The following is a 24309-nucleotide window of genomic DNA, read 5'->3' as shown; positions in this document are numbered from 1 at the left end:
TGGAGGCTGGCGATCACCTCGGCGCGGCGCAGCGCATCGATCTGGTGGTTTTGGTCCTGGTCGGCGCTGGAGATTCGCGGGTTACCGGGATGGGGGTCATCTTTCTATGAGCACACTGGCGCGGACCGGCTGGCGATGATTTCGGCGGCGATGGAGATGGCGGTCTCGGCTGGCCCACGGTTGCCGATGTCGAGGCCGATCGGGCTGGATAGCGTGGCAAGACTTTCTGGGCGGAGGCCGGCTGCGGCCAGGTCCTGCCGTCGGTTGGTGTCGGCGGTGAGTGACCCCATGGCGCCGATGTAAGCGAGGGGTTGTGCCCATTTGGTTTTGTCGAGGCATTCGAGGAGGACGGGAATGTCGATTTTGGGGTCGTGGGTGAGAACGACAATGACTGTGCGGGAATCGAATCGGCCTCTATTGCGCTCACTTATGATCCAGTCCGACGGCCATTCACACACGACCTCGTCGACATCGGGAAATCGTTGCGATGTCGTGAACACGGGGCGGGCATCGCAAATGGTGACCCGGTAGCCCATTCGGGTACCGACTATCCCGGTTTCCGCGGCGAAGTCGGTCGAACCCACGATCACCATCCGTGGCCGGGACTGGAAGCGGCGTATCAGCGTTCCGGAGGGGGTCAGGCCGGTGGGGGCGTCGAGTTCGTTTGCGATGCGGTGGGTACCCGCTTCCGGTCCGGTGAGGACCGTCTCGAGGATGACGGTTTCGTCGCGCAGTGTCCCTTCCATGAGGTCGGCGAGTTGCGGCATGGTCTCGCGGTCTACGCGTTCCACGAGCACGGTCAGCGATCCGCCGCAGGTCAGTCCGGGTTCGAGGATGTCGCCGGTGGGGCCGTAGTGCTCGATTCGGGGGTGGCCGGTGGTGAGGACGTCGAGGGCGGTCTCGTAGAGGGCGCCTTCGACGCAGCCACCCGAGATGCTTCCGACCACGGTTCCGTCCTGATGGACTGCGAGCATGGCGCCGGGGTCTCGCGGGGATGACCCGTGGGTGGCGATGACGGTGGCGACAGCGACAGCGCGGTGTGCTTCCCATTCGGTGTGGATGTCGCGAAGGACGGTGTTCACGAGTGCCTCGCAATTCTGTTCGCGTCACGGTTCCGGCGACCGGGACTGGGGAGCCGTCGCGGTGGTGGCGAGGATCGTACAATAGTTTTGCGCAAAGATAAGTGCTGAAATTGTGGGTGAGTCGGTCGCCGGTAGGCGAGACTGATTCGCGGCGCCGTGCCCGTATCGAATCTGGAGTGTGAAGTGGCCGAATCAGATCGGGTGGATGGGGTCGGTGAGATCATCCGGCAGTGGGCTCGGGCGCGTCCCGAGCTGGACGTGTCGGCTTTGGAGATTTTCGGACGGCTGCATCGGAGTTTTCTGCTGTACCGGGCTCAGATCAATGAGCTGTTCGAACGGTTCGGGACGAACGAGGCGGGGTTCGACGTTCTCGCCTGCCTTCGGCGTGCGGAACCAACGTTCCGGCGCACTGCCGGGGAACTGGCGAAGCAGACCTTGATCACCACGGGTGGCCTGACGATGCGGGTGAACCGGCTCGAGGATGCCGGCCTGGTACTGCGCGAGCGCGATGACATCGACTCCCGCGTGGTGTATGTGACGCTCACCGACGCGGGCCGGAAACTTGTCGACGCCGTCTCGGATGCGCACTTCGCGGAGCTGGCGCGGATGCAGGGCGGTCTCGAGGGCGGTCAGCGCGAGCAGCTCGCCGATCTTCTGTCCATCCTCGAGGGCTCCTTACAGGCTGCCGCATCGGAGAATGCCGCAAAGTCGCTCGGCGCAGCATCCGCATAAGGCTCGTCTTCAAAACTCCTCGGGCGGACGTCCCGGGTCGCCTGACGCGCTCGCGTGCGTTCTTGGGGTAGTGCAGCGACGTGTCGGTGGCGGTGTTTCGATACAGCTACGGCTGTGACCTGCGTCTCTTCGGTGGGTGTTGCGCCTCGGCTCCGTGGGCATCGACGCAATCGGTCCGGCGACCGCGGCCGAGCTATTGACCTCGGGGCGCCAGGAACGTAGAACTATCTTATAGCAAAGATACTTTGCGCTGAGTCTTCTTGGACCGGCATTCGTTGTCCTTTCGAATGGAACGAGGCACATGCACAAGAGCGGCCTTCCCACGGTGACTGCGGAGGGCGGCGGCACAGTGACCGCCCTACCCTTTCGCGGCGTTGCGACCCCCGAGCAGAACCCAGCAGACGGCAGGCTCGGCTGGCGTGGCTCGTTGGCTGCCGTGCTGTTCCTCCCCGGCCCAGCCGCCCACGACTGCGTTGGCAGTGAGGATCCGATCGTGGTTCGTGAGCATCTTCGGGGCCGGAATCGGCGTAAGTTCGTCTACACCGGATTCGGTTCGGTAGCCGTCCGCGCCGCACGCGACGTCGTCTCCGCGGCCGTCGAACGGCGCGCCCTACAAGGGGTGAATCACCACATGCATACCGGCTATGGGAGACCGAGCTGCACACTCGTGCGGGGAGCCCGCTGATGCGCACCCAGGCCCTCGGCGCCGGGTTGGTGGCGCAGACCCAATTCGCAATGGCCCCGTTCCGGCTCCATCGCCCCACCACCATCGAGGACGCCCTGGCGATCGTGTCCGAACATCCGGATGCCGTCATCGCCGCCGGCTGCTCGGATCTGGTCGCCCAGATCCGTGAGGGCTGCGCCCCAAACACGTTGGTGTCGCTGCAGAAGGTCGATGCGCTCCGCGCAATCAGACACGAGGCCGGCGTACTTCATATCGGCCCGATGGTGACCCACCACGTGGGTGCGACGGACGAGATCGTCGGCACCGCGATCCCGAACCTCGTGGCCGCGTGGGCGTCGATCGCGACCGTCCGGATCCGCTACACCGCGACCGTCGGCGGAAACCTGATGGCGCGGCGGTACCGATACGAGATGCCGCTGCTTCTCGGGGCGCTCGACGCGGACCTGATCTACGACGCCGGCGCGCTCTCCCGCCCGGTCGCGTCGTTGTGGACGCAGAATCCATCCGCGTTGGAGCGACTGTTGACCGACGTCACCGTACGAACGGACGACCTAGTCTGGTTCGGATATGAGCGTTCGATGCGTCCGACGGCGACAGTGGCCCTCGCGGTGCGTCGCAACCCCGACGGCACCCTGCAGGTGCGCGCGCAATCGGGATCTGAGTACCGCCACGGATTCGCTCTGACGGCCGATACCGGCGCCCGCGAACTCGATCCGCTCGAGGTGAGTGCGCAGCTTGCCCAGCAGCTACCGGACGATTGTGCCGATTACACCGGCTCGGCGGAGTACCGCCGGCACCTGGTGCGTGTGTTGACGCGCCGCCTGCTCACCGCGGCGTGTGCGCAGCTGAAGGGAACGACAACGAGATGACCGAGTACCCCGATCGCGAGACCGACCAATCCGCTGCCCCCGACGGAGAACTCGACACCTGCATCGAGTTCGCCCTGAACGGCGTCAAGCAGACCGTGCGCGTCGCCGCCAACGCCATCCTGCTCGACGTCCTGCGGAACAACCACGGCTGCAACGGCGTTCGCGGTTCCTGTGAGCGCGGGGTCTGTGGAGCGTGCACCGTGCTCGTGGACGATCTGCCCGTCGCCTCCTGTTCGACGTTTGCGTTCAGCATCGACGGCGCCTCGGTCGAGACAGTGGAAGGGTTGGCCGCGCCCGACGGCACGCTGTCCCCGCAGCAACGTGCATTCTCCGAGTGCGGGGGTTTCCAGTGCGGCTTCTGCACGTCCGGGATGTTGATGCTCACCACCGGGCTGCTGCGTCAGGACCCACAACCCGATCGCGGCACCATCCGCGAATGGATCAGTTCCAACACCTGTCGCTGTACCGGATACGAGATGATCCTCGAATCGGTCGAGCGCGCTGCCGAACTGACCGGTGAGACGAACGGGGAATCCGCGTGACCGCGACACCCGAGTCCTTCACTCACGACGTCCACTCCGACGCCGCGAGCGCCGGATACACCGTGTATTCGCTGCCGACAGCCTCTCCGGACAAGCGAGTGACCGGACGCGATCTGCCGCGCGCGGACGCTGCGGTCAAGGTGACCGGCAAAGCGGTCTACAACACCGACATCGTGCGACCGGGCATGCTGCACGCGAAGGTGCTGCGAAGTCCGCACGCGCACGCTCGAATCGTCGCCATCGATGCGAGCGCCGCCCAGGCACTGGACGGCGTCAACGCGGTACTCACCCGCAACGAAACCGACAGCCTGGCGTGCTACGGCACCATGGTCAAGGACCAGCCGGTCGTCGCGACGGACGCCGTCCGCTATGTCGGCGACATCGTCGCCGCCGTCGCTGCGGTAGATGAGCGCACCGCCCTCGCGGCACTGGACCTCATTCAGGTCGAATACGAGATCCTGCCCGCGGTATTCGACGTCGACGAGGCCCTCGATCCGGCGACGCCGACAATCCATCCGCTCGAGCCGCGCGGTGGTCTGCCCCCGTACCGGAACGGCGCGTCGGCGTCGCTGCGCAGCGACCACAATGTCAGCTACGAATTCCGGTACAGCACAGGCTCACCCGAGGTGTGGGACGAATGCGACCACATCTTCGAGGACACCTTCCTCTTCTCCCGGATGAACCACATGCATCTCGAACCGTTCGTCACGGTCGCGGAGGCAACCGACGAACAGATCGAGGTCTGGACTGCGACGCAGAGCCCGTTCAACCTCCGCCAGGAACTCGGGCACGTCTTCAACCTCCCCGAGAACCGGATCCGGGTGCATGTCGCCCTGCTCGGCGGCGCGTTCGGCGCGAAGAACGGCCCGAAGGCCGACCCGGTCGCCATCCGCCTGTCCCAGCTCAGCGGCGGCCGGCCGGTGCGGTTCTGCATGAGCACGGAAGAGGGCTTCCTCACCGTGTCGCAGCACGCGGCGAAGCTGATCGTCAAGGCCGGCGTCAAGGCCGACGGCACCTTTATCGCCCGCCAATCCACAGTGCTCCTCGACAGCGGGGCATACGCCGAACACAGTCCGGCGGTGGCCGAGAAGGCCGGCTATCGCATGCCGGGCGCGTACCGCTGGCAGCACATCGACACCGTCTGCAAGGCAGTCACCACGAACACCGTGCCCGCCGGCGCCATGCGCGGCTTCGGTGCCACCCAGACCACCTGGGCCGGCGAACGTCAGGTCGACCTCATCGCGCAGCGACTCGGCATCGATCCGTACGAACTGAGGCTGAAAAACCTCAAAAAGCTCGGCGAAGAATTCGTGCCCGGGGATGCGGGGATCGACTCCGATCTCGCCGAGGGAATTCGCCTTGTCGCGGACGCTATCGGCTACCACGACAGGGATCGCAGCGGAAACCGCGGCATGGGGGTATGCGTCGGTCTCAAGGACAGCGGCGGCGGCAACAAGCCCGCGATGGCGCGGGTCAAGGTGACCGCCAACGGCGACGTCTTCCTCAATTGCGCGCTCACCGAAATGGGCCAGGGCGGGCACTCGGCGATGTCCCAGATCGTCGCCGACGTCCTGCGCACCAGCCGCGACCGCGTCGTGTACACGCGCATCGACACCGACCACACCCCCTTCGATCAGGGCACCAACGCCTCGTCCGGCGTGGTGGTGATGGGACAGGCCGTCCGGAACGCGGCGGAGAACCTGCGTAGACAAGTGCTCGAGTGGGCCGGTGAACAATTCACCCTCGACCCGGCCACCGCGGTGCTCGACGACTGGACGGTGCGCACCCCCACGGGCGAGGTATATCCGCTGTTCGAACGGATCATGGAGTTCTTCGGCCACACCGGGTTCGAGTTCTCGGCCGACGGCTATTACAAGGTGCGCAATGATGCCGATGCACCCTTGGCCGCCCGGTGTGTCTTCTACGAGATCGGGTGGGCGGCAGCCGAAGTCGAAGTCGACCCGGAGACCGGCAGGGTTACGGTCCTGCAGCTCGTGGTCAGTGGTGACGCGGGCAAGGTGATCAACAAGATCGGCTGCCGCGGTCAGGATGAAGGCGCCGCCGTTCTGGGACTCGCGCAGGCTCTGTTCGAGGAAATGCGCTACGAGAACGGTGAACTTCTCAACGCAGAGGCACTGCTGTACCGCGTCCCACTCGCCGAGGACCTCCCCGAGCGGTTCGTCTCGATCACCCAAGAGCAGGGACACGGCGCCGGCCCCTTCGGCGCCAAAGGCATGGGGGAAGGCGGCATGCTCCCCATCGCCCCGGCAATCGCCCAGGCCATCGCCGACGCGGTCGGTGCCCAGCTCACCGAGTTGCCGATGACACCGGAACGCGTCTTCCGTGCACTCTCAACCGGCGACGTGCCCGGTCTCCCGCCGTTGTCGCAACCCTGAATGCAACCGGACCTCAGACCACCGGTCGTCGGCACAGACGCCGACGACCGGAACGTCGACCCGAGCAGGACCCGACGGCGGCATCCTCACGCGCAACGTCGCTGTTCCTGCGTCGCAGCGACACTTCGGCGCCGCATCCACACCCCCGCCCGCCACCAACACCGGAACAAGTACACCGTGCCACGGCTCGTACCGGGCCGGCACATCCCGCCACGTCGTACCCGAATCCGCCACCGGATCCCGTCCACGAGCTCCGCTGGAGGACTGCGAACCCACCGCCCGGACCCCGAGTTCGTGCCGCGGCGCGTCTCCAGCTTGTGGCCTGTCATGCCTGCCAATTTGGAGAGCCGGGTCGCCGCCGACCGGAGATCTTCAGCGACTGGCTGGTGCTGGCGGTGGCGTTTGGGCTGGTGTCGTTGGCGCCGAGCAGGAGGGCGCCAACAAGGTTGCCGATGTCAATGACCTGCCCTTCCGGAAGCGGATCGATGACCGGTCACCCCCCAAGAGCTCCGGGTGTCGGCTGGTTACGGGTTGTTCGGTTCCCGCTAGAAGATGGCCCGTGGGATCAGCCCGGTGGTTCGTCCATCCTGATCAAGGACATGTCCTGCCCTCTTGAATGTGTGGAGGCTGATGAACCGGTCCGAAATGGTGATGGACGGAAGTTCTCGCGTGAGTGCAGCCGCGAATGGCGCGATCTCGCTAATCGTCTGAAACCACATCGTGGCGACGAGTGTCGAGGTTCCGGTAGTGGCGTTTGCAATTCGGCATTTTGGAATTCGGCTCAATAGGTTGCCGACCGTGTTCAACTCGCTCGGTGCGGTCGTGATCATGAAAGTCGTCTCAACGACTGGTCCGACAAGTGTGTTCGCTCCCTCGCAGCGCAGGGCCACGTGGCCCCCGTCGATCAGTCTTTCGACGCGGCGTCGCGCGGTCGGTCCGGTCACATCGCATTGCTCGCCGAGTGTGGTCCATGCTTGACGCCCATCTTTCGCGAGAGCTCCGAGCAGAGAACGATCGAGATCGTCCAGGAATGGAATCGATTTCCTGCGTGTGGGCGCTGCCTGGGGTAATTGGAGAAGATGGGCCTGTTCCAGGTCTAACGCCTGGACGCGCCACCGCGCGCCTTCTGTGTAGTTGGTGAGCACGACCGTCGTTGCCACCGACCTGATTCCTTCGATCACCTCGATGCGATCGGTGAGCAGACGGGTGAGGTCGGCAATGCTGGACACGAACACGATCACATGGAAGTCCGACGTCCCGGATGTGCTCGATACCGTGTCGACTGCCGGTTCGGCAATCAGGGCTTCTACAACGTCATGCTTGCTCTGGGGTCTGCAGGTGATCGCAAGCCATGCGGCACATCCGAATTGCAGGAAGGTCGGGCCCGGAGCCACCGCGATCCATGCCGAGCCGCTCTCGGACAACAGCTTCCATCTTCGGGCGAGTGTCTTCGGCGAGTACTGAAGCGCCTCCGCCAAGTCCGCCCAGTCAGCGCGGGGGTTGAGCTGCAGCGCGCCGATAATTGCAAGGTCCAGTTCTGCTGCAGCCTGAGAGGTCATATTGGACATTATGGCCGTAAAAATTATGGAAATCGGCCAAAACCCAGGTCTCGTGAGGTGCGGCACTCAGAGTGGTTGAGCGCGAGTTGCGCAACCGGGACTCCCGGCGCACGAAGTCGAGGTCGATGCATGTGGACACAATCAGTCAGGGGTGAGGAAGGTGCCGTCCAACGGGCGGGTAGACAGCGGGTGGGCGTTGTGGCGCACGTAGTCGGGGCTGGCACCGGTCCCGCTCTCCTGCTGCGCGGAATCGGTGGTAGCGCCGACAGTTTCGCACCGCAATTCGGTGAGCTCAACAGTTCCCTGAGGATGCTCGCGTGGGACGCCCCCGGTTACGGGCGCAGCGGGGATCCCGGACGTCGGTTCGACCTGGACGACTACGCTGACGCGGCCGAGGTGATCAGGGGCCGCTGCGGCCAGGTAGGCCAGATGCGTCCTGGTGGTCCACCCCTCTCGGGAGCGCCGCAACGCGTGGTCGGCGGGCTCGATCTCGACCCCGCCGGGCGGCACGGACTGCGCCTCGGGAGCCCAGCGCACGCCCGCCGCGTGCTGGTGAGCCTGCGCGATGGTCGCGTCCACGCTGACGTCCCACACGATCGCACCCCGCGGCTTGGGTGGGTGCCGGCAACCCTGTCAGGATCCGCATCTCTGCGGACCTTTCTGTTCGTGGTGTGCCAGCTTGCCGCTGACCATGTTTCGCAAATTAATCCCACGTGGATTTCTCTTGCTTTCCGCCCACGAGTGTAAATCGTTAACTGTGCGCACGGTCTATTTCTTCGTGCGAGCCATGCGTGGCTGATTCCGCCGAGGTGTGTAGCGGCGTTTCGGGCGGGGGAATCCATTTTCCGCTCTATTTCATCTGTCACTCAGTGCCTGAATCTTGCGGCCTCGGGTTCGACATAACAGCAGGTTGAGGGCTCAAACTTTAAGAAATGAGAGCTTGCGCACAACTAGCCTCAGCGTTAAGATATTGACCACTTAAGTAATTTGCAGGTTTGCAACTGTGCTCGTTATTCAGAAACAGAGGCTCCCTAGAACGCTCTGATTCGCCACGCGGTTCACGCGCCGCGTGATCGCATGTTCGTCAAATAGCCGGGAGGCACAATATGGGTGGTGCAGTCGCACGACCAGCGGGCGCAGGCTCGCCGAAGAAGGTCGCGCTAGCGAGCCTGATCGGCACAACCATCGAGTGGTACGACTTCTTCATCTACAGCACCGCAGCGGTGCTCGTCTTCAACCATCACTTCTTCCCCAGCTTCGACCCGGCCATCGGAACACTGCTGGCCTTCTCGACCTTCGCCGCCGGCTTCGTCGCCCGCCCGATCGGAGCCATCGTCTTCGGTCACTTCGGGGACAGGGTGGGCCGAAAATCGATGATGGTCGTCACCATCTTGATCATGGGCGTCGCCACCGTGCTGATCGGCCTGCTGCCGACCTATGCCACCATCGGCGCTTTCGCCCCGGTGCTGCTGGTGCTGCTGCGACTGACGCAAGGCTTCGCGCTCGGCGGCGAATGGGGTGGCGCTGCGCTCATGGCCACGGAGCATTCACCCAATAGCCGACGTGGTTTCTTCGGCAGCTGGCCGCAGGCGGGGGTGGCGGTCGGACTGATCCTGGCGATGACCGTGTACCTACCCCTCGATGCAATGGCCGATGATCACTTCATGGCCTGGGGGTGGCGTGTTCCGTTCCTGCTCAGTGCGGTACTGGTGATCACCGGACTGATCATCCGAGTACAGGTCGCGGAGAGCCCGGAGTTCGACCGGGTCAAGGATGTGCACGCGGTCGTGCGCCTGCCCATCATCGAAGTTCTTCGCACACACCCGAAGCAGGTCCTCCTAGTCGCCGGCGCCAGCCTGTCGCCGGGCATCTTCTTCTACCTCCTGACGGTGTACAACTTCGTCTACACGCAAGAGGCAGGCGGCCTGAGCCAAAGTTCCATGCTGATTCTGGTGATCGTCACCTCCGCGGTCGGATTTGTGGTCACCCCGATCGCAGGTGCGCTCTCCGACAGGTTCGGCCGGCAACGGCTCTTCCTGCTGGGCCTTGCCCTCATCGGTTCTCTCGTCTTCCCCCTCTACTGGGCGCTCGACTCGGGCTCGTACGGCTTCATCGCTGTCTGCTACGTCGCCGCGACCATCGCCGTATACATCCCGTGGGCGCTGCAGCCGGCATACTTCTCCGAGGCGTTCGACGCACGAGTCCGCTACAGCGGGCTGTCGTTGGCCACCACCCTCGGCAACCTCTTGGGCAGCGCTATCGCGCCTCTCATTGCCGGCACACTACTCAGCGCAACTCATGCGTCCATCTCCATTTCCCTGTATGTCTTCGTCACCGCAGCAACGTCGTTCGTCTGCGTACTGGTGCTCGGACGGACGAACCGGAAAAAAGACACGCAAGCCGACAGCGGAATCGGCACCGATAACGTGAGCGGGCTCCGCACTCCCACCTACTCGGAGTGATACCCCTCATGGACGTCGCCTCTCGGGCACGGAAGCACTCACAATGACAGCGAACTCTGAATCGGGTCCCACTGCTCCTGAAAGAACAACCTCTCAGAGAAGGGGTGCTCACCGTCCTGTGCTCTAGGGGTTCAGGCTCCGCCCGCCGCGGCACAGAATTCGCCCCATCTAGTAACAGATAACACGCTGACGGAAGGAAACCCTATGAGCAGCAATGAATCACGCTATGAAACATTCACCCTGGAACGCGCAACACCAACCATCGGGGCATTCATCCACGGCCTGGATCTTCGTGACGAGATCACACCGCAGTGCCAGACCGAACTGCGCACAGCCTTCCTGGAACACGAAGTCCTGTTTCTTCGCGATCAGCACCTCGAGCCACAAGATCAGCTCCGATTCGCGAAGGTGTTCGGAGACCCCCAGGAGGTAAGTGCATTCTTTCCCTCCCTTCCGGGAAACCCGTTCATCGAGGTGCTCGAATCTCGCGGTCGCGCAGCCGGAACCGACGTCTGGCACTCCGATCTGACCTGGCAGGCGACTCCAAATTCCGCGACCTGCCTCCACGCCCAGGACATCCCGCCCTGCGGCGGTGACACACTGTGGTCGAGCATGACCGCCGCATATGACGCGCTGCCGGAGACGATGAAGAACCTCATCGACGGACTCGAGGCCGTGCACGATTGGGAAAAGGAACTGACCGGCGTCGTCCGCCAAGGAGAGGACGGCGAAGCACGGTACGAGGAAACACGCCGAAAGTATCCTCCGATGACCCACCCCGTCGTGCGCAAGCATCCGGAAACCGGTCGCAGACTCGTCTACGTCAACGAGTTGTTCACCTCACGCATCTCCGGGGTTCCGCCGCAGCTGAGCGACTCGCTACGAAACATGCTCACGGGCCTCGCCAAGACCCCGGAATATCAGGTCCGATTCCGTTGGGAACCGAACTCCCTGGTGATCTGGGACAACCGGTCGACGCAACACTACGCGGTCGGCGACTACCACCCGCACTACAGGCGCATGCACCGCGTCACCCTCAGAGGCGACCGCCCGGCCTGACACCCGGTGGCCTGCTGGGCGACCAGATCACCGGTCGCCCAGCAGCACTCATCCCCTCCTCGCTTTGGCGCGGATAGATAGATCCGCAACTGCAGAATATCTACCGGGGCAGGGATCGAGGAAATCCCCGTCTCCGTCTTCATTCGCCATTCCCTCTGTCATGGTTGCCGGTCCTGCTCGACGACCCACGCTGCGATCTGCGCGCGGGAGGTGAAACCGAGTTTGGTGAGTAGGTGCTCCACGTGACCTTGCGCAGTGCGGGGCGATATCACCAGTCGTGCGGCGATCGCCCTGTTGGTCAGGCCCTCGGCGGCGATCAGTTCGGCAACCTGCCGTTCACGTTTGGTCAGTTTCACTGAGGTATCAGGCGACGCGTCCGGGAGCCGATCGCCGAGGGCATAGGCGATGGCGGCGTCAAAGCCCAAGCGCCGACCCTCTCGGCGCGCCGCCTCCACGGAGCTCTTGCCGAGCGCTCCATAGGCTCTCTGTTCGGACTCCTCGCGGGAGACGAGTAATTGGGGAAACCCCACCGTGGGGCTGCCCACGGTGCGTCCGAGTTCGTCGGCGGCCGCCATCAGGATGACCGCGCGTCGCGCGTCATGCGCTTCGGCGGCGATCGAGCCCAGTGTCTCGAGGCACGCGATGGCGGTGCGCGGGGTGTTCACCCGCCGGGTCAACTGCAGTGACTGTTCGAGTAGCCGAACTGCCCGATCGGTATCACCGTGGCGCCACACTGCATCGCCCATGGCCCAGAGCGCGAACGACTGGTACATCGATTCACCGTGCGCCCGTGTGATCGCGACGATCTGTTCGTAACAGTCACTCGCCCGCTGGGATTCGCCGAGTTGTTCGTAGGCCATCCCCAGCCGGTGCAGGACCCCGACGTGTGAAACGTCCTCCTGTGTGCGGAAAACGGCGCCGGCGCTTTCGAGTCGCGCGCAGGCGCGAGTGGGATCACCCCGGAAAAGGGCGAGGAGGCCGTCCGCGTACTCGATGTATGCATGGCTCACCGCGTCGGTCGTCTGTCCGGCCAGCCTGCGGCCCTCCTCCACCAGTGCGGCCCCCGCGGAGAGGTCGCCCTGCAATTCGGCCAGCACGCTGCAGGCGTACACCGCTTTGATCCGCTCCAGGGTCGGCTCAGCTGGCAGGTGTGCAAGGACGCGGCCCAGCCAGTACCGCCCCTCGCTGAGCAAGCTCCGGGAGAGCCAGAAGGGGAGCAAGCTCGCGGCGATGCGAAGTCCGATGTTGGGGCTGTCGGACACGCAGAACTCCATCGCCTCCCGTAGATTCGCTTGTTCTCGCTCGAATCGTGCGATCCAGTCCAGTTGCCGGGAGCTGATCCACTCGGCCTCAGCCTCGGCGGTCAGTTGCTCATACCAGTCGCGGTGCCGTCGACGCAGTTCGACATACTCCTCGGTGGCCTGGAGCTTCTCATGCCCGTACTCGCGCAGGGTCTCGAGCAGCCGAAAGCACACGGCCGAGCCGGATTCCACCCGGATCACGATCGATTTGTCCACCAGGGAGGCCACGACGTCAAGCGGATCCGACGATGCCAGGCCCATCCCGCAGACCCGTTCCACCGCATCGAGTTCGAAGCTACCGGCGAAAACGGACAGCCGAGACCACAACAGTTGCTCCTGCGGGGTGCACAGATCGTAGCTCCAATCGATACACAGCCGAAGGGTCTGCTGACGAGAGGGTGCGCCTCGGCTGCCGCGGGTCAGCAGCGTGTAACGGTCGGTCAGCCGCGCAAGGATCTGCTCGGGCGACATCGCCCGCAACCGTGTCGCCGCCAGTTCGATCGGCAGCGGCAATCCGTCCAGTCGATGGCAGATCCCGGCGACCGCGACACCGTTGTCCTCGGTTAGCTCGAATCCGGGCACAGCTGCGGCTGCGCGATCGGCGAACAAGGTCACCGCATCGTAGCTGGGCAGCCCCTGCAGGGAGGGCGGTCGGTCGGGGTCGGGGACAGTGAGCGGGGGCACCCGGAGCAGGGATTCCCCGCCGATACCGAGTGGCTCACGGCTGGTGGCGAGGATTCGCAATCCCGGACATGTCCGCAGCAGCGTCTCGGCCAACCCCGCGACCCCGCCGAGGATGTGCTCGCAGTTGTCGAAGACCAGCAGCAGCTCGCGCGGCACCAGAAATTCCACTAGCACCTCGAGCAACGGCCTGGCCGAGTGATCACCCAATCCGAGAGAGGCGGCGACCATGTCGACGAGCAACGACTCGTCCCGCAACTCGGCCAGCTCCACGAGCCACACTCCGTCGGCGTAATCGCGGTGCGTGATGGTCGCGACCCGCAACGCCAGACGCGTCTTCCCCACGCCACCGATCCCGGTGAGCGTCACCAAACGGGACACCGACAACAGGTTCTTGAGTTCTGTCACCTCGTTCCGTCGGCCGACGAAACTGGTGAGTTCCAGGCGAATGTTCGTCTTGACGTCCCCGACGGTGCGCGCCATCGTCAGGCGCTGCACGACAGAGTTCGGCAGTTTCCGCGGCGCGGACCCCGTATCGCCTCGCAGGGCCATCGCGTCGGCCGCAGATCCTCGGTGGAGCTGGATCTCGCGGAGTTCGTCGCCGAGCTGGACGGCGGACGGGCGGTCGTGCGGATTCGCCGACATCGCCCGCTCGATCACTTCCGCCACATCGGCGGAGATTCCCTGCTCACGTAGATTCGGCACCGGCTGTGTTGTGATCCTCAGGAACTGGGCAACCAGCTGTTCACCGCTGCGCCGTTCGAACGCGGCGTGGCGGGTGAGCGCGCAGAACAGCGTCGCCCCGAGACCGTAGATATCCGAACTGGAGGTCGGCGGATCGCCTGCCAGCACCTCGGGCGCGGTGAATGCCGGCGAGCCGGTCACGGTGCCGGTGGCCGTCTCGAATCCTCCGGAGATGTGCGCGATACCGAAGTCGGTCAGCGCGGGTTCGCCGTAGTCAGTGAGCAGGATGTTCGCCGGTTTCACGTCGCGGTGCAGGATGCCGAGCCGGTGCGCCGTCTCCACCGCGCCGGCCAGCTTTACTCCGAGCCGCAGCGCGTCGCCCAATGGCAGGGGACCGTGGTCTCGGATCCGCACCTGCAAGGAATCCTGCGGGTGATAGGGCATGACGATGTAGGGGCGGCCGGTGGCGGTGGCACCGACTTGCAGGACAGGGACGATGTTCGGGTGGCCGGTCAACCTGCCCATCGCCTGCTGTTCCCGGACGAATCGTGCCCGGTTCTCCGCGTCCATGTCGGCGGTGAGGACCTTCACCGCGACCGTTCGGTCCAGCTCAGTCTGGATGCACCGGTAGACAACGCCGAAGCCACCGCGGCCGATTTCCTGGGCGTCTTCGAGCCCGGCGGCTGCTAGCTCCGCTGTGACTGAAGCATCCACCGCGCGCTGTGTCCGGTACGGATCGGCATCAACCATCGGCTACGCCGATTCACCCGATCCGAGACACCCTTGACGATGCAGCACGGCGCTCACCTCACGAAAACGTCCTACCAGGATATCGCTGCAACGCTCGAGCCTGGACACCACCGCCCTCTCCGAAATCCACTGGCAGTCGTTAGTCCGGAGAAGAGACGTTCTGCAGGATCTTGATGGGAGGCTCCTTGTCGGTGCTCGGCGGCCGGGCCTGGCGACGCGCGTCCAACCTATCTGTTACTCCCAGTTTCCCGTACTCGGCCTAGCCGCTCAGATCGTGGCCGGTGGCCGCGCGCGCGTAGGAGTGGAGGCTGGCGATCACCTCTGCGCGGCTGCGACGTCCGGCCAGCACCTCCATCTGGTAACCGTCCTCCATGGCCACGAAGTTCGCTGCGAGCAGGCGCGGCGGGTCGGTGAGCGTGAAGTGCCCCTGAGTCTCACCGATGACGAGAATGCCGTAGTAGACGGCGATTTGGCGCTCGGTCAGCGAACTGTCCAGGGCCGCCGCCTTGGCGTCGCGCAGCGATCTCGGCCAGCACTCGAACAGCAGTCGGACCAGTTCGTCGTCCGGCCCGCTCGCGACGCCGTGGTCGATGCAGGCCCGGAGGCGGTCGCGCGCGTCGGGGAACTGGTCGGCGACGCGCTCGCGCTCCTGACTGAACCGCTCGATGGCCCGCTGATACGTCTCGTAGATCAACGCGTCCAGGTCGCCGTAGTAGAGCACCGCCGCAGGGGTGACCCCGGCCTGCTCCGCGATGTCACGCAGACGCAGGCCCTCCAGTCCACGCGCGAGCACCGCCCGCTGGACGGCCTCACCGAGTTCGGCCCGGCGGGCCCCCTGATCCTTCTTCCGCGCCACTGCCCTCGCTCCGCTCTTCCCGGTTTCTATATGGAGATTTAGACAATACCTGCCCAGGTATTGACAGGTAGATCACACTGTTCTTAAATTTCTATTTAAAGAATCCGATCCGATCTCAGGAGCCACCGTGTCGACCAATCCCACCGACGCCGAGACGAGTCTCGACCCACCGCCAGCACCCACCGGGAAGGGACTGCGGGGCGGCTCCGTGGGTCTGCTCGCCGCGGTCGCGCTCGGCCTGTCCTCGGTCGCGCCGGCCTACAGCATCGCGGTCACGCTCGGTTTCGTGACGATGGTCGTCGGCAACCTCGCACCCGCTGCTCTACTTCTCGGATTCGTGCCGATCCTCCTGACCGCGTTCGCTTTTCGCGAGCTGAACCGGGAGATGCCGGACTGCGGCACCACGTTCGTCTGGACCACCCGCGCGTTCGGTCCGCACACGGGGTGGCTGTCCGGCGGCTGGGTGGTGCAGATCGCGACTCTCATCGCGATGACGGCACTCGCCCGAGTCGGAGCCGGGTACCTCCTGACCCTGCTCGGCCTGGATTCGCTGGCGTCCGACAACGTCGCGGTGATCGTCACCGCGGTCCTGATCGTCGCAGCGGTCACCACCATCGCCTACCGCGGGCTGCAACTCGCGGCCTCCGTGCAATACGTGCTGCTGGGGCTGCAACTGGTCGCCCTGTTCGGGTTCGGAGCGGCCGCGTTCGCCCGCACCGGCGCCTCCGCACCGAGCCTGTCCTGGCTCAATCCGTTCGCGTTCGGCGGCTTCGGCCCCTTCGCGGAGGCGGTGCTGCTGTGCCTGTTCATCTACTGGGGCTGGGACGCGCTGATCACGGTCAACGAGGAAACCCGTGACAGCGACCGCATCCCGGGTCAGGCCGCGGTGATCTCCACCCTCGTCCTGCTGGGCACGTACCTCTTCACCGGATTCGCCGCGATCAGCTTCGCCGGCATCGGCACCGACGGGCTGGGCCTGGGCAATCCCGACAACGCGGGAGACGTGCTCGCCACGCTCGGGCCGCCGGTACTCGGCGCGGGCCTGTCGAAGGTGGTAGAACTCGCCATCTGCGTGTCGGCGATCTCGGCGCTGCTCACCTGTGTCATCGGCAGCTCACGCGCCACCCTCTCCATGGGCGCCCACGGCGCACTGCCCCGCACCTTCACCCGAATTCACCCCACCTACCGCACCCCCGCGTTCGGCACCGTGTTCTTCGGGGCGACCGCCGCGGTCCTGCTCACCGCCCTCACGCTCGTCTCCGGCAACTTCCTCGGCGACGCGATCCTCTCGATCGGCCTGCTCATCGCGTTCTACTACGGCGTCACCGGTCTCGCCTGCGTCTGGTACTTCCGCCACCGCCTGAACAACTCCCCGCGCGACCTGTTCCTCCGGGGCATCCTGCCCGCACTGGGCGGGACGATCATGCTCGCCGCCTTCGCGCGCAGCGCCCACGACATGCTCGACCCGGACTACGGGGCCACCTCGTTCCACGGCATCGGCGGGGTGTTCCTGCTCGGTGTCGGTTCGATCGCCGTCGGCGCCGTGGCGATGCTGCTGGTCCGCACCCGGTTCCGCCGCTTCTTCCGAGACGGCCGCACCGCCGTCACCGAACTGACCGTCACAGAGGACTGAACCCATGCGCACACTGACCATCGCCGCCATCCAGACGGCCCCGATCCCGTTCGATGTGGAGGCCACCTGGCAGCGGTTCGCCGACCAGGTCCGCGCCGTGCGCGACACCTTCCCGCACGTCGAACTCGTCGTGGTCCCCGAACTCGTGCTGGCCGCGGAGGCACCCCTCCTGCAGGCCCGCGCCGACTGGATGGACCGGGTGGCACTGCCACTCGCCGGCCCCCACATCGACCGGATCTGCGCACTCGCCGAGGAGACCGGCCTGTGGCTGGTCCCGGGAAGCCTCTACGAGCGCGGCGACGACGACAAGATCTACAACACCGCCATCGCCATATCACCTCTCGGCGAGGTCGTGGCCCGCTACCGCAAGGTCTTCCCCTGGCAGCCCTACGAGCAGACCGCGCCCGGCAGCGAGTTCGTCGTCTTCGACATTCCCGGCACCGGCCGGATCGGTCTGGCCATCTGCTACGACGGCTCCTTCCCGGAGACCGCACGCCAACTGGCCTGGCTCGGCGCGGAAGTGATCATCCAACCCACCCTCACCACCACCCGCGACCGCGAGATGGAACTCGTCTGCTCCCGCGCCAACGCGTGGACCAACCAGGTGTACGTCGTCAACGTCAACGGCGCCGACCCGGCCGCAGTCGGTGCCAGCGTCGTCGTCGACCCCGAGGGCATCATCCGCCAGCAGGCCGGGTCGGGCGAAGAAGTGCTCGTCGACACCCTCGACCTCGACGCCGTGACCCGGGTCCGCACCTACGGCACGTTCGGCCTCAACCGCCCCTGGGACCAGATCGCCCGGTACGGCGAAGGGATCCGACTCCCGATGTACGGCGGCGCGGGCATCCACACGCCTCCGTGGCACGACACCGCCGTGCCGATCGCGGCGTCCACGCCCAGCTGACCCGCCCTCCCGGAAGGGGCGGTCACGAGAGACCCGCCCCTTCCGGGACCGGTCCTGGATAATTGCCAGAGTGAGGCCCCTCGCTGCGTCGTCCGTCGACACGGTCCTGCAGGACTATCAGCCGCGCATCCTGCGCCGCTACCTGTGGATCACGACTGCGCTGCACCTGGCGGGCTTCGTCCTCCCTCCCATGGTCGGGTTGTCGATCCGGCCGGAGACCGTCGCCGCTCGCACGGCCGGCGTTGTTCTCGGAGTGTTCGCACTCGTCGTGCTGCACCGGGGCGGCCGCAGGCCGAGCCGACGGGCCTACCAGGTCTGCACGGCGGCGGCACTGCTCGCCACACCGATCGTGATGTCCGGTCTCGTTCTCGCCGTCGCCCAACTGCTCTGCGCGATCGCGGCGATGTTCCTGGCGATGTATTTCGTCGTGTTCTACCCGAAACGGCAGTCGCGGCTCCTCGTCGGATGCCTCACCGGGTTGATGGTGGTCGGAGTCGTCGTCGCACCCACCGCCTTCACGCTGGTGCCGGTCGAGGTGGACACGGTGACCGTGAAGGCCGCCGTTCTCGTCGTGGCCGTCACCTGCGTACTCGGTGCGGCCGAGATGTTCGGATCCCTCACCCGGACCCTGATCGAATCGGCCAGCACCGACGGACTGACGGCCCTGCTCAACCGCGCCGGTTTCGAGCTCGCGTTCCGGCACGCCCTCGAAAGCGCGGGTACCGGACAGGTCTCCGTGACGTTGGTCCTCATCGACGTCGACCAGTTCAAGTCGACCAACGATCACTACGGCCACGCCGCGGGCGACGCTGTTCTCGTCGACCTCGCGAACTACCTCGCCGAGCGCATGCCCAGCGGCGCCCTTCTCGCCCGGGTCGGCGGCGACGAGTTCGTCACCTGCGTGGTCGGCGAGCACCACGCCGAGCTGCCCGGCGCGATGGCGCAACTCGCCCGGGAAAGCCCTACCCCGTTCAGCTTCGGCGCGGCGTCGTGCACCGGAGAGGCCGACCCACTCACCGCGCTCTATCGAACCGCCGACCGCGAGCTGTACACGGCGAAGCAGCGACAGCACCCACCCGACCCGCCCGCCGACGAACCCACACTGCGAACGGGGTGAAACGCCCGGGCAGACGCCGCACTCCGAGTCATTCGGCGATTCGCGCGGTCACCGGACGACGGTCCGCCGGCTTCACGTGGGTGACCATCCACACCGCGGCGACGACGAGCGCGCAGCCGGCGAACTGCCCGATGCTGGGACGCTCGTGCACGATCACGATGGAGAACAGCATCGCCAGGACCGGCTGGAGCAGCAGCAATGTGGCGCCCACCTCGGCGGCGAGCCGCGGCAGGGCGAATCCGATGAGGACCCAGCCGAGCACCTGGCTGCTCAGCGACAGTGCCGCCAACCATCCCAGCGCGGGCCATCCCGGCGTGAGGTCCACCGTTCCCCACAGTGATCCCACTGCGGTCCCGACGACGCCCGCGGCGATCGTCGACACGAAGACCTGCGACGACGCCCGGTGTGCAGACCCGGCTCGGCCGATGACGAAGATGTAGATCCCGTAGGCCACGCCCGCCGCCAGCGACAGCAGAGTTCCGAGGAACAGTTGGTCGCCGTCGCCGCTGCCGCCGAGGATTCCGCCGGCGAGAGCCACACCGGCGAACAGGAAGGGAACGGCCACGACGAACCGGACCGGCACCCGCGCACGGAAGACGACCCACGCGAGCAGTGGCACGACGACGACTTGCACGTTGACGACGACGGTGGAGATGCCGGCCCCGATCAGGTGGATCGATCGTGCCCACAGCGCGAAGTCGACGCCGAGCATCATCCCGCCGAGCACCTGGGCCGCGATCACCCGGCGCGGGATCCCGCCGTACCGCCGGAACTCCTGCAGGGCAAGGAGACCGAGGATGGGCAGCGCCAGCACACACCGGAAGAACGTCGACGTGGCCGGCTCCACCCCGGACAACTTGATGAGACTGCCGGTCAGCGAAGTCGCCACCGCGCCGGCCAGAACCAGGAGTCGCGGATCCACCGACGCGACGCTGAACGAGGGGCTGACGAGGGCACGGGGACGCAAACGGAGGGCGGTAGTCACACCGAGAATTCTCCGAGGCTCCAACCATTACAACAAGTGAATAGTCGTGTCATGAAAGCAGTAGGATTACTACCATGTTGAGTGTCGATCGCCTCCGCGCGTTGTGCGCTGTCGCCGAACACGGATCGATCGGCGCCGCAGCCCGCGCCCTGCACGTGACACCGTCCGGGGTGTCGCAGCAACTCGGCAAGTTCGAACGGGAGGTCGGTGTCGAACTCCTGGTACCTGCGGGCCGCGGCGTTCAGCTCACCGATGCGGGCCGGCTCCTGGCCCGTCGCGGGCAGGAAGTGATATCGCTTCTGGCGCAGGCCGAATCCGAGGTCGTCTCCCTCGACCGCGATGTGGTCGGAGAACTGCGAATCGGGTCCTTCTCCTCCGCAGGCAGGGTGGTCGTGCCGACTGCCGTGGCGACGCTGCGCAGGCGCCACCCGCAGCTCAGGGTCACCTTCTTCGCCGGCGAGACCGAGGACCTCATACCCGCGATCGTGCGCCGGGAACTCGACCTCGCCGTCGTCGACAGCTGGGTCACGATGCCGCTGCACCTGCCCGAGGACGCAGTGCACACCCTGGTGCACCGGGATTCGGCCGACGTCGCGCTGTCCCGGGACCATCCGCTGGCGTCGCGCGACCACGTCGATCTCGACGAGATCGCGGACATGCCGTGGACGACGTGGAAGAAGGGCGCGGTGTACCACACCTGGCTGGTGCAGACGTTGCGTAACCGCGGCGTCGAACCGGATATCAGGTACGAGGTGCCCGAATTCGCGGCTCAACTCGAATTCGTCGCGCACGGCCTCGCCGCCGCTCTCGTGCCACGCCTGGCCCGCGTCTGGGTGCCGGACAACGTGGCGATCGTCCCGGTGCGTCCCACACTCGAGCGCGAGATCTACGCGCTCCGCCGCGCCGACAACGACCGGCCCACGGTCCGGGCCGGGATCGAGGCGCTGACCGAAGCCTTCGCCGCCATCGGTGCGTGACAGCTCCCCCCTGGCCCGACCTGTCGCGAAGGATCCGACCCGGCAACACCGGGCGCGTGCGAACACCTGCCAGAAGGCCCTACACGTGCAGGCGTTTCGGTTGCACAATGGTGGTGGGCAACCACCCGAGGGGGTGCGCGATGAGCGAAACGTGTGCAGCGCCGATACGCCTGTGGCGTCTGGGTCCATGGAGCCGCAACCCGCTCATGCGGGGGTGCGACCGGCTCCGATCCGCGATGGTTCTCATCGGGGTGTTCTTCGTGCTCTTGATGGTTCCGCTGGCCGCGGCCGTCGGAACCGAGACGTACTCGCGACTGGACCAGCAGACGCAGGCCGAACTCGCCACCCACCACCCGACACCCGCCAAGCTCGTCGAGGATTCCCGCACCGGGACCACGGGAGAACCCCTGCCGGCCGCACCCCAGTATCAAGCGCACGCACGGGTGCAGTGGTCGGCGAACGGGCAGACACACACCGCCGACGTTCCCACCGAGTCGGGCGCGAAGGCCGGTCAGACCGTCACCGTCTGGCTCGATCCGAACGGCGGTCTCGTCGCGGCGCCGGAGACCGGTTCGCAGAACGCCGCCACGGCGGTGAGCGTCGCGTGCGGGATCTGGGTGACCGCGGCCGGCGGTTACTGCCTCCTCTTCCTCGTCGTCCACTGGGTTGCGTCCCGCCGGCAGCAGGCTCAGCTGACCCGCGAATGGAACGAACTCGACAGACCACCCGGGTGGCACGTCAGCTGACGGCCGACGGAACCGAGCCTCGACGGCTACCGGACGGGTGCCCCGTTCGGCGGCTGTCCGCCACCCCCACCGGGACCGCTCGGCGCAGACTGCGTGTTCGCCGACTTCTCGGCGACACCGATCGTGATCGAGATCGTCATACCGGTGGCAGGTTCGCCCGACACGGTGGCCAACTCGGCATCCCAGCCGTCCCCGAACACGTTGTCCGAGTCCAGGGAGACCTTCGACAGGTTGCCGACGCTGTTCGCGTAGCCGCTGTCGTAGGCGAAGACCGTGCTGCACGCGTCCTGCGGCACCGCGATCTGGGACGTCAACCGGGCGTCCTCGCCCGCCACCGCAGATTCCAGTGAGTCGAACACCTCGAAGTGGATGTGCGGCCAGCGTCCCGAGTAGCAGGCCGGGAAGATCGACGTGAACGACACCCTGCCCGCGGAATCCGCCACCTGAACGCCACGCAGGTAGTTCTGCTCGGTGACGCCCTGGCCGTAGAGCGAGTACTCGCCGTCCCGGTCGCAGTGCCACAGGTAGACGGCCATTCCTTCGCCGGCCGCGCAGTCCTTCGTCAGGTCTTGCAGGTTCAGTTCGATCGTCGTCGCGACACCCTCCGCTGTCCCGGAGTACGCACCGAAGCTGCTGCGAATGTCTTGACGCACGATCCCCGACTCGACCAGCACGTTCGGGCCGTTGGACCCGTCGCCGGGATATGGTCCGGCCGTTTCCTGCGGGGCCGCCGCCACGCACGTGTCGTCGCTCACCGCCTCCGCCGTGGTCGCGGCCGCCTCTGTCGAGGACGAGGACGAGGACGCCGTGGATCCCGCCGTCGAGCACGCGGCGAGCGCGGTCGCACCCGCCGCGCCGAACACGAACAGTGCGCGGCGACGCGACAACATCGATTTCAGGTCGTGACTGAGGCCGCGGTCGTGCTCGTGCACTTCGTCGGCGTGGTGACGCGGGCTGTTCGTCATGAGGACCTCTCCATGGGCTGTTCGGGGTTACATCCCATACAAGCGGTCGCCGGTGCGGGCACCCTCGAGCTTCGCTGTGGAGTCGCTGTGAACGGAACCGCCCACGTCACCGATTCGAGCACGCACCAAACGCCCTGTCGCCCAGCGGCGGTCGCCTGCGCTGCCTCAGCGAGACGTGTCGGTCACAGGGATTCGGCACCGGCCGTGCCGGAGACCGTCTCGTTGTCGTGATCGCGCACGAGGGGGATGCCGAGCGCAGCGAGGAGCATCCGGCAGTCTTCGGCATCGATCGAGTGGTGGGCGACGGTCCGTTGTGCGTTACGGACGGACTCTTCGTCGAGCTCGCGTTCGCTCTCGAATATAGAAGCATCCCTGTCGGACATGGCTCCCACCTTTCCTCGGCATCAACTGAATAGCCCGGAGTGAGTCCACCGAAACCGACACACGACAGCGATCGGGTGTCGTCCGAAGCGGATTCACATCCGCGTGAGGTCAGGTACGAGGCCGTGTCGAACCGGGCCTACGGAGGGTCAGCGACTGTAGGTCGCGAACAGCCTGCGGATGCTCTCGTCCCAGTACTGCTGGCGGCGGCGTTCGACGGCGCGGGAGAACATCGCCCACACCGCACCCAGGAGCAGCGCGCTCGCGGCGAGGGTGATGAGCACTGCCGCGACCGCGGCGCTGACGACGTCGGAGGTCGTGATCCTCGGGCCGGCCCAGTTTCCGTCGTCGTCGACGGCGATGGTCTTCTCGGTGCCCGCCGGCGTGCCCGAGGGGACCTCGATGCTGTCGGTGCGCGACTCCGAGCCCCAGGCCCACGTCGCCTTCACCATCGGGGTGGTCCGGACGGAGCCGCGCGGCGACAGGGTGATGGGGGCGTCGGCGCTGGTGACGGCCTCGACGAGGGTGGTCGTGGCGCGTTGTTGCGCGACCCGCGCACTCTCCTGGTGGTATTCCCAGGTGCCGATCACGGCGGCGAACACGATCGCGACACCCGCGAGGGCGACGATGACGGATTTCAGGGTGGCCGCGAACCGATCGACAGGTCGCGCGAACGGGTTGGACGGTCGACCCGACACCGAGTACACCACGGTTGCCTTCGAGCGCCCCAACACAATCCACCTCATTGTTTCGTCCACGTTAAATGTCTGCTTCACCAGTGTCGCCACTGATCAGGCAACAGGGAAACCGAAATGGACAAACTTGACGAGTCTCACACTCCGAGGGCAGGCCGGAATCACTCAGGGTTCGAGTTGCGGATCGGACTGTTCGCTGGACACCGTCCGGCTGCTCAGGTGCCCGCCGCCCCACTTCGAGTCGGTCC

The 24309-nt window shown here is 65.9% G+C and carries 21 protein-coding genes; 12 read left to right on the top strand and 9 right to left on the bottom strand.

What is annotated here, in order from left to right; all coding sequences use genetic code 11:
* Positions 1-104: 104 nt before the first annotated feature.
* Positions 105-1082 (bottom strand): XdhC family protein, encoded by a 978-nt coding sequence (locus AZG88_RS43220; protein ID WP_061701163.1) that lies wholly within the window; start codon positions 1080-1082, stop codon positions 105-107.
* 183 nt (positions 1083-1265) lie between these two features.
* Here AZG88_RS43220 and AZG88_RS43215 point away from each other — a divergent pair, with 183 nt between their 5' ends.
* The 5 genes from AZG88_RS43215 to AZG88_RS43195 all read left to right on the top strand — a co-directional run bounded on the left by AZG88_RS43215 (position 1266) and on the right by AZG88_RS43195 (position 6306).
* Positions 1266-1814: a MarR family winged helix-turn-helix transcriptional regulator gene (locus AZG88_RS43215; RefSeq protein ID WP_082833635.1), complete on the top strand. Its 549-nt coding sequence runs from the start codon at positions 1266-1268 to the stop codon at positions 1812-1814.
* 301 nt (positions 1815-2115) lie between these two features.
* The gene (locus AZG88_RS43210) at positions 2116-2499 is read left to right on the top strand and encodes a hypothetical protein (RefSeq protein ID WP_061701162.1); all 384 of its coding nucleotides are present in this window, start codon (positions 2116-2118) and stop codon (positions 2497-2499) included.
* On the top strand, positions 2499-3368 hold the full coding sequence (locus AZG88_RS43205) for an FAD binding domain-containing protein (RefSeq protein ID WP_061701161.1): 870 nt from the start codon (positions 2499-2501) through the stop codon (positions 3366-3368). The genes AZG88_RS43210 and AZG88_RS43205 overlap by 1 nt, the downstream gene beginning before the upstream one ends.
* Complete coding sequence (locus AZG88_RS43200) at positions 3365-3910, top strand: (2Fe-2S)-binding protein (protein ID WP_061701160.1); 546 nt, start codon at positions 3365-3367, stop codon at positions 3908-3910. The genes AZG88_RS43205 and AZG88_RS43200 overlap by 4 nt, the downstream gene beginning before the upstream one ends.
* Positions 3907-6306 carry a xanthine dehydrogenase family protein molybdopterin-binding subunit gene (locus AZG88_RS43195; protein ID WP_082833634.1) on the top strand — a complete coding sequence of 800 codons (2400 nt, stop codon included), beginning with the start codon at positions 3907-3909 and terminating at the stop codon, positions 6304-6306. The genes AZG88_RS43200 and AZG88_RS43195 overlap by 4 nt, the downstream gene beginning before the upstream one ends.
* A gap of 545 nt (positions 6307-6851) precedes the next feature.
* Here the strand turns inward: AZG88_RS43195 and AZG88_RS43190 are convergent.
* The gene (locus AZG88_RS43190) at positions 6852-7865 is read right to left on the bottom strand and encodes an Lrp/AsnC family transcriptional regulator (RefSeq protein ID WP_061040742.1); all 1014 of its coding nucleotides are present in this window, start codon (positions 7863-7865) and stop codon (positions 6852-6854) included.
* Positions 7866-8006: 141 nt separating this feature from the next.
* Positions 8007-8459, bottom strand: coding sequence for a transposase (locus tag AZG88_RS55905; protein ID WP_197488036.1), 453 nt, complete (start codon positions 8457-8459; stop codon positions 8007-8009).
* 512 nt (positions 8460-8971) lie between these two features.
* Here AZG88_RS55905 and AZG88_RS43180 point away from each other — a divergent pair.
* Positions 8972-10327 (top strand): MFS transporter, encoded by a 1356-nt coding sequence (locus AZG88_RS43180; RefSeq protein ID WP_061701159.1) that lies wholly within the window; start codon positions 8972-8974, stop codon positions 10325-10327.
* A 204-nt stretch (positions 10328-10531) separates the two neighbouring features.
* Positions 10532-11386, top strand: coding sequence for a TauD/TfdA dioxygenase family protein (locus AZG88_RS43175; protein WP_061040740.1), 855 nt, complete (start codon positions 10532-10534; stop codon positions 11384-11386).
* Positions 11387-11544: 158 nt separating this feature from the next.
* On the opposite strand, the gene AZG88_RS43170 is transcribed toward AZG88_RS43175, so the two are convergent.
* On the bottom strand, positions 11545-14802 hold the full coding sequence (locus AZG88_RS43170; RefSeq protein WP_061701158.1) for a protein kinase domain-containing protein: 3258 nt from the start codon (positions 14800-14802) through the stop codon (positions 11545-11547).
* 259 nt (positions 14803-15061) lie between these two features.
* Complete coding sequence (locus tag AZG88_RS43165) at positions 15062-15658, bottom strand: TetR/AcrR family transcriptional regulator (protein WP_061701157.1); 597 nt, start codon at positions 15656-15658, stop codon at positions 15062-15064.
* A gap of 127 nt (positions 15659-15785) precedes the next feature.
* Between AZG88_RS43165 and AZG88_RS43160 the strand changes: the two genes are divergently transcribed.
* The 3 genes from AZG88_RS43160 (at position 15786) to AZG88_RS43150 (ending at position 19312) form a co-directional block, all read left to right on the top strand.
* A complete protein-coding gene (locus AZG88_RS43160) occupies positions 15786-17291 on the top strand; it encodes an APC family permease (RefSeq protein WP_061701156.1) in 1506 nt (501 codons plus the stop codon).
* A 4-nt stretch (positions 17292-17295) separates the two neighbouring features.
* The gene (locus tag AZG88_RS43155) at positions 17296-18195 is read left to right on the top strand and encodes a carbon-nitrogen hydrolase family protein (RefSeq protein ID WP_025431613.1); all 900 of its coding nucleotides are present in this window, start codon (positions 17296-17298) and stop codon (positions 18193-18195) included.
* Between the two features lie 70 nt (positions 18196-18265).
* Entirely contained in the window at positions 18266-19312 is a 1047-nt protein-coding gene (locus AZG88_RS43150; protein WP_061701155.1) for a GGDEF domain-containing protein, read from the top strand.
* A 28-nt stretch (positions 19313-19340) separates the two neighbouring features.
* On the opposite strand, the gene AZG88_RS43145 is transcribed toward AZG88_RS43150, so the two are convergent.
* Positions 19341-20297 (bottom strand): DMT family transporter, encoded by a 957-nt coding sequence (locus tag AZG88_RS43145; RefSeq protein WP_005237780.1) that lies wholly within the window; start codon positions 20295-20297, stop codon positions 19341-19343.
* Between the two features lie 74 nt (positions 20298-20371).
* Between AZG88_RS43145 and AZG88_RS43140 the strand changes: the two genes are divergently transcribed.
* Entirely contained in the window at positions 20372-21274 is a 903-nt protein-coding gene (locus AZG88_RS43140) for a LysR family transcriptional regulator (protein WP_061701154.1), read from the top strand.
* 140 nt (positions 21275-21414) lie between these two features.
* A complete protein-coding gene (locus AZG88_RS43135; RefSeq protein WP_025431612.1) occupies positions 21415-22020 on the top strand; it encodes an Rv1733c family protein in 606 nt (201 codons plus the stop codon).
* A 26-nt stretch (positions 22021-22046) separates the two neighbouring features.
* Here the strand turns inward: AZG88_RS43135 and AZG88_RS43130 are convergent, their stop codons facing one another.
* From AZG88_RS43130 to AZG88_RS43120, 3 genes are all read right to left on the bottom strand, one after another.
* Positions 22047-22985, bottom strand: a complete 939-nt coding sequence (locus tag AZG88_RS43130) for a dioxygenase (RefSeq protein WP_061701153.1) — start codon at positions 22983-22985, stop codon at positions 22047-22049.
* A gap of 182 nt (positions 22986-23167) precedes the next feature.
* Positions 23168-23368: a hypothetical protein gene (locus AZG88_RS43125; protein WP_025431611.1), complete on the bottom strand. Its 201-nt coding sequence runs from the start codon at positions 23366-23368 to the stop codon at positions 23168-23170.
* Between the two features lie 147 nt (positions 23369-23515).
* The gene (locus AZG88_RS43120; RefSeq protein ID WP_061040758.1) at positions 23516-24100 is read right to left on the bottom strand and encodes an Rv1733c family protein; all 585 of its coding nucleotides are present in this window, start codon (positions 24098-24100) and stop codon (positions 23516-23518) included.
* Positions 24101-24309 lie beyond the last annotated feature (209 nt).

The organism is Rhodococcus sp. LB1, assembly GCF_001583455.1.
GTDB classification, from domain to species: Bacteria; Actinomycetota; Actinomycetes; order Mycobacteriales; family Mycobacteriaceae; genus Rhodococcus_F; species Rhodococcus_F opacus.
This window is presented reverse-complemented; position numbering and strand designations above follow the sequence as displayed.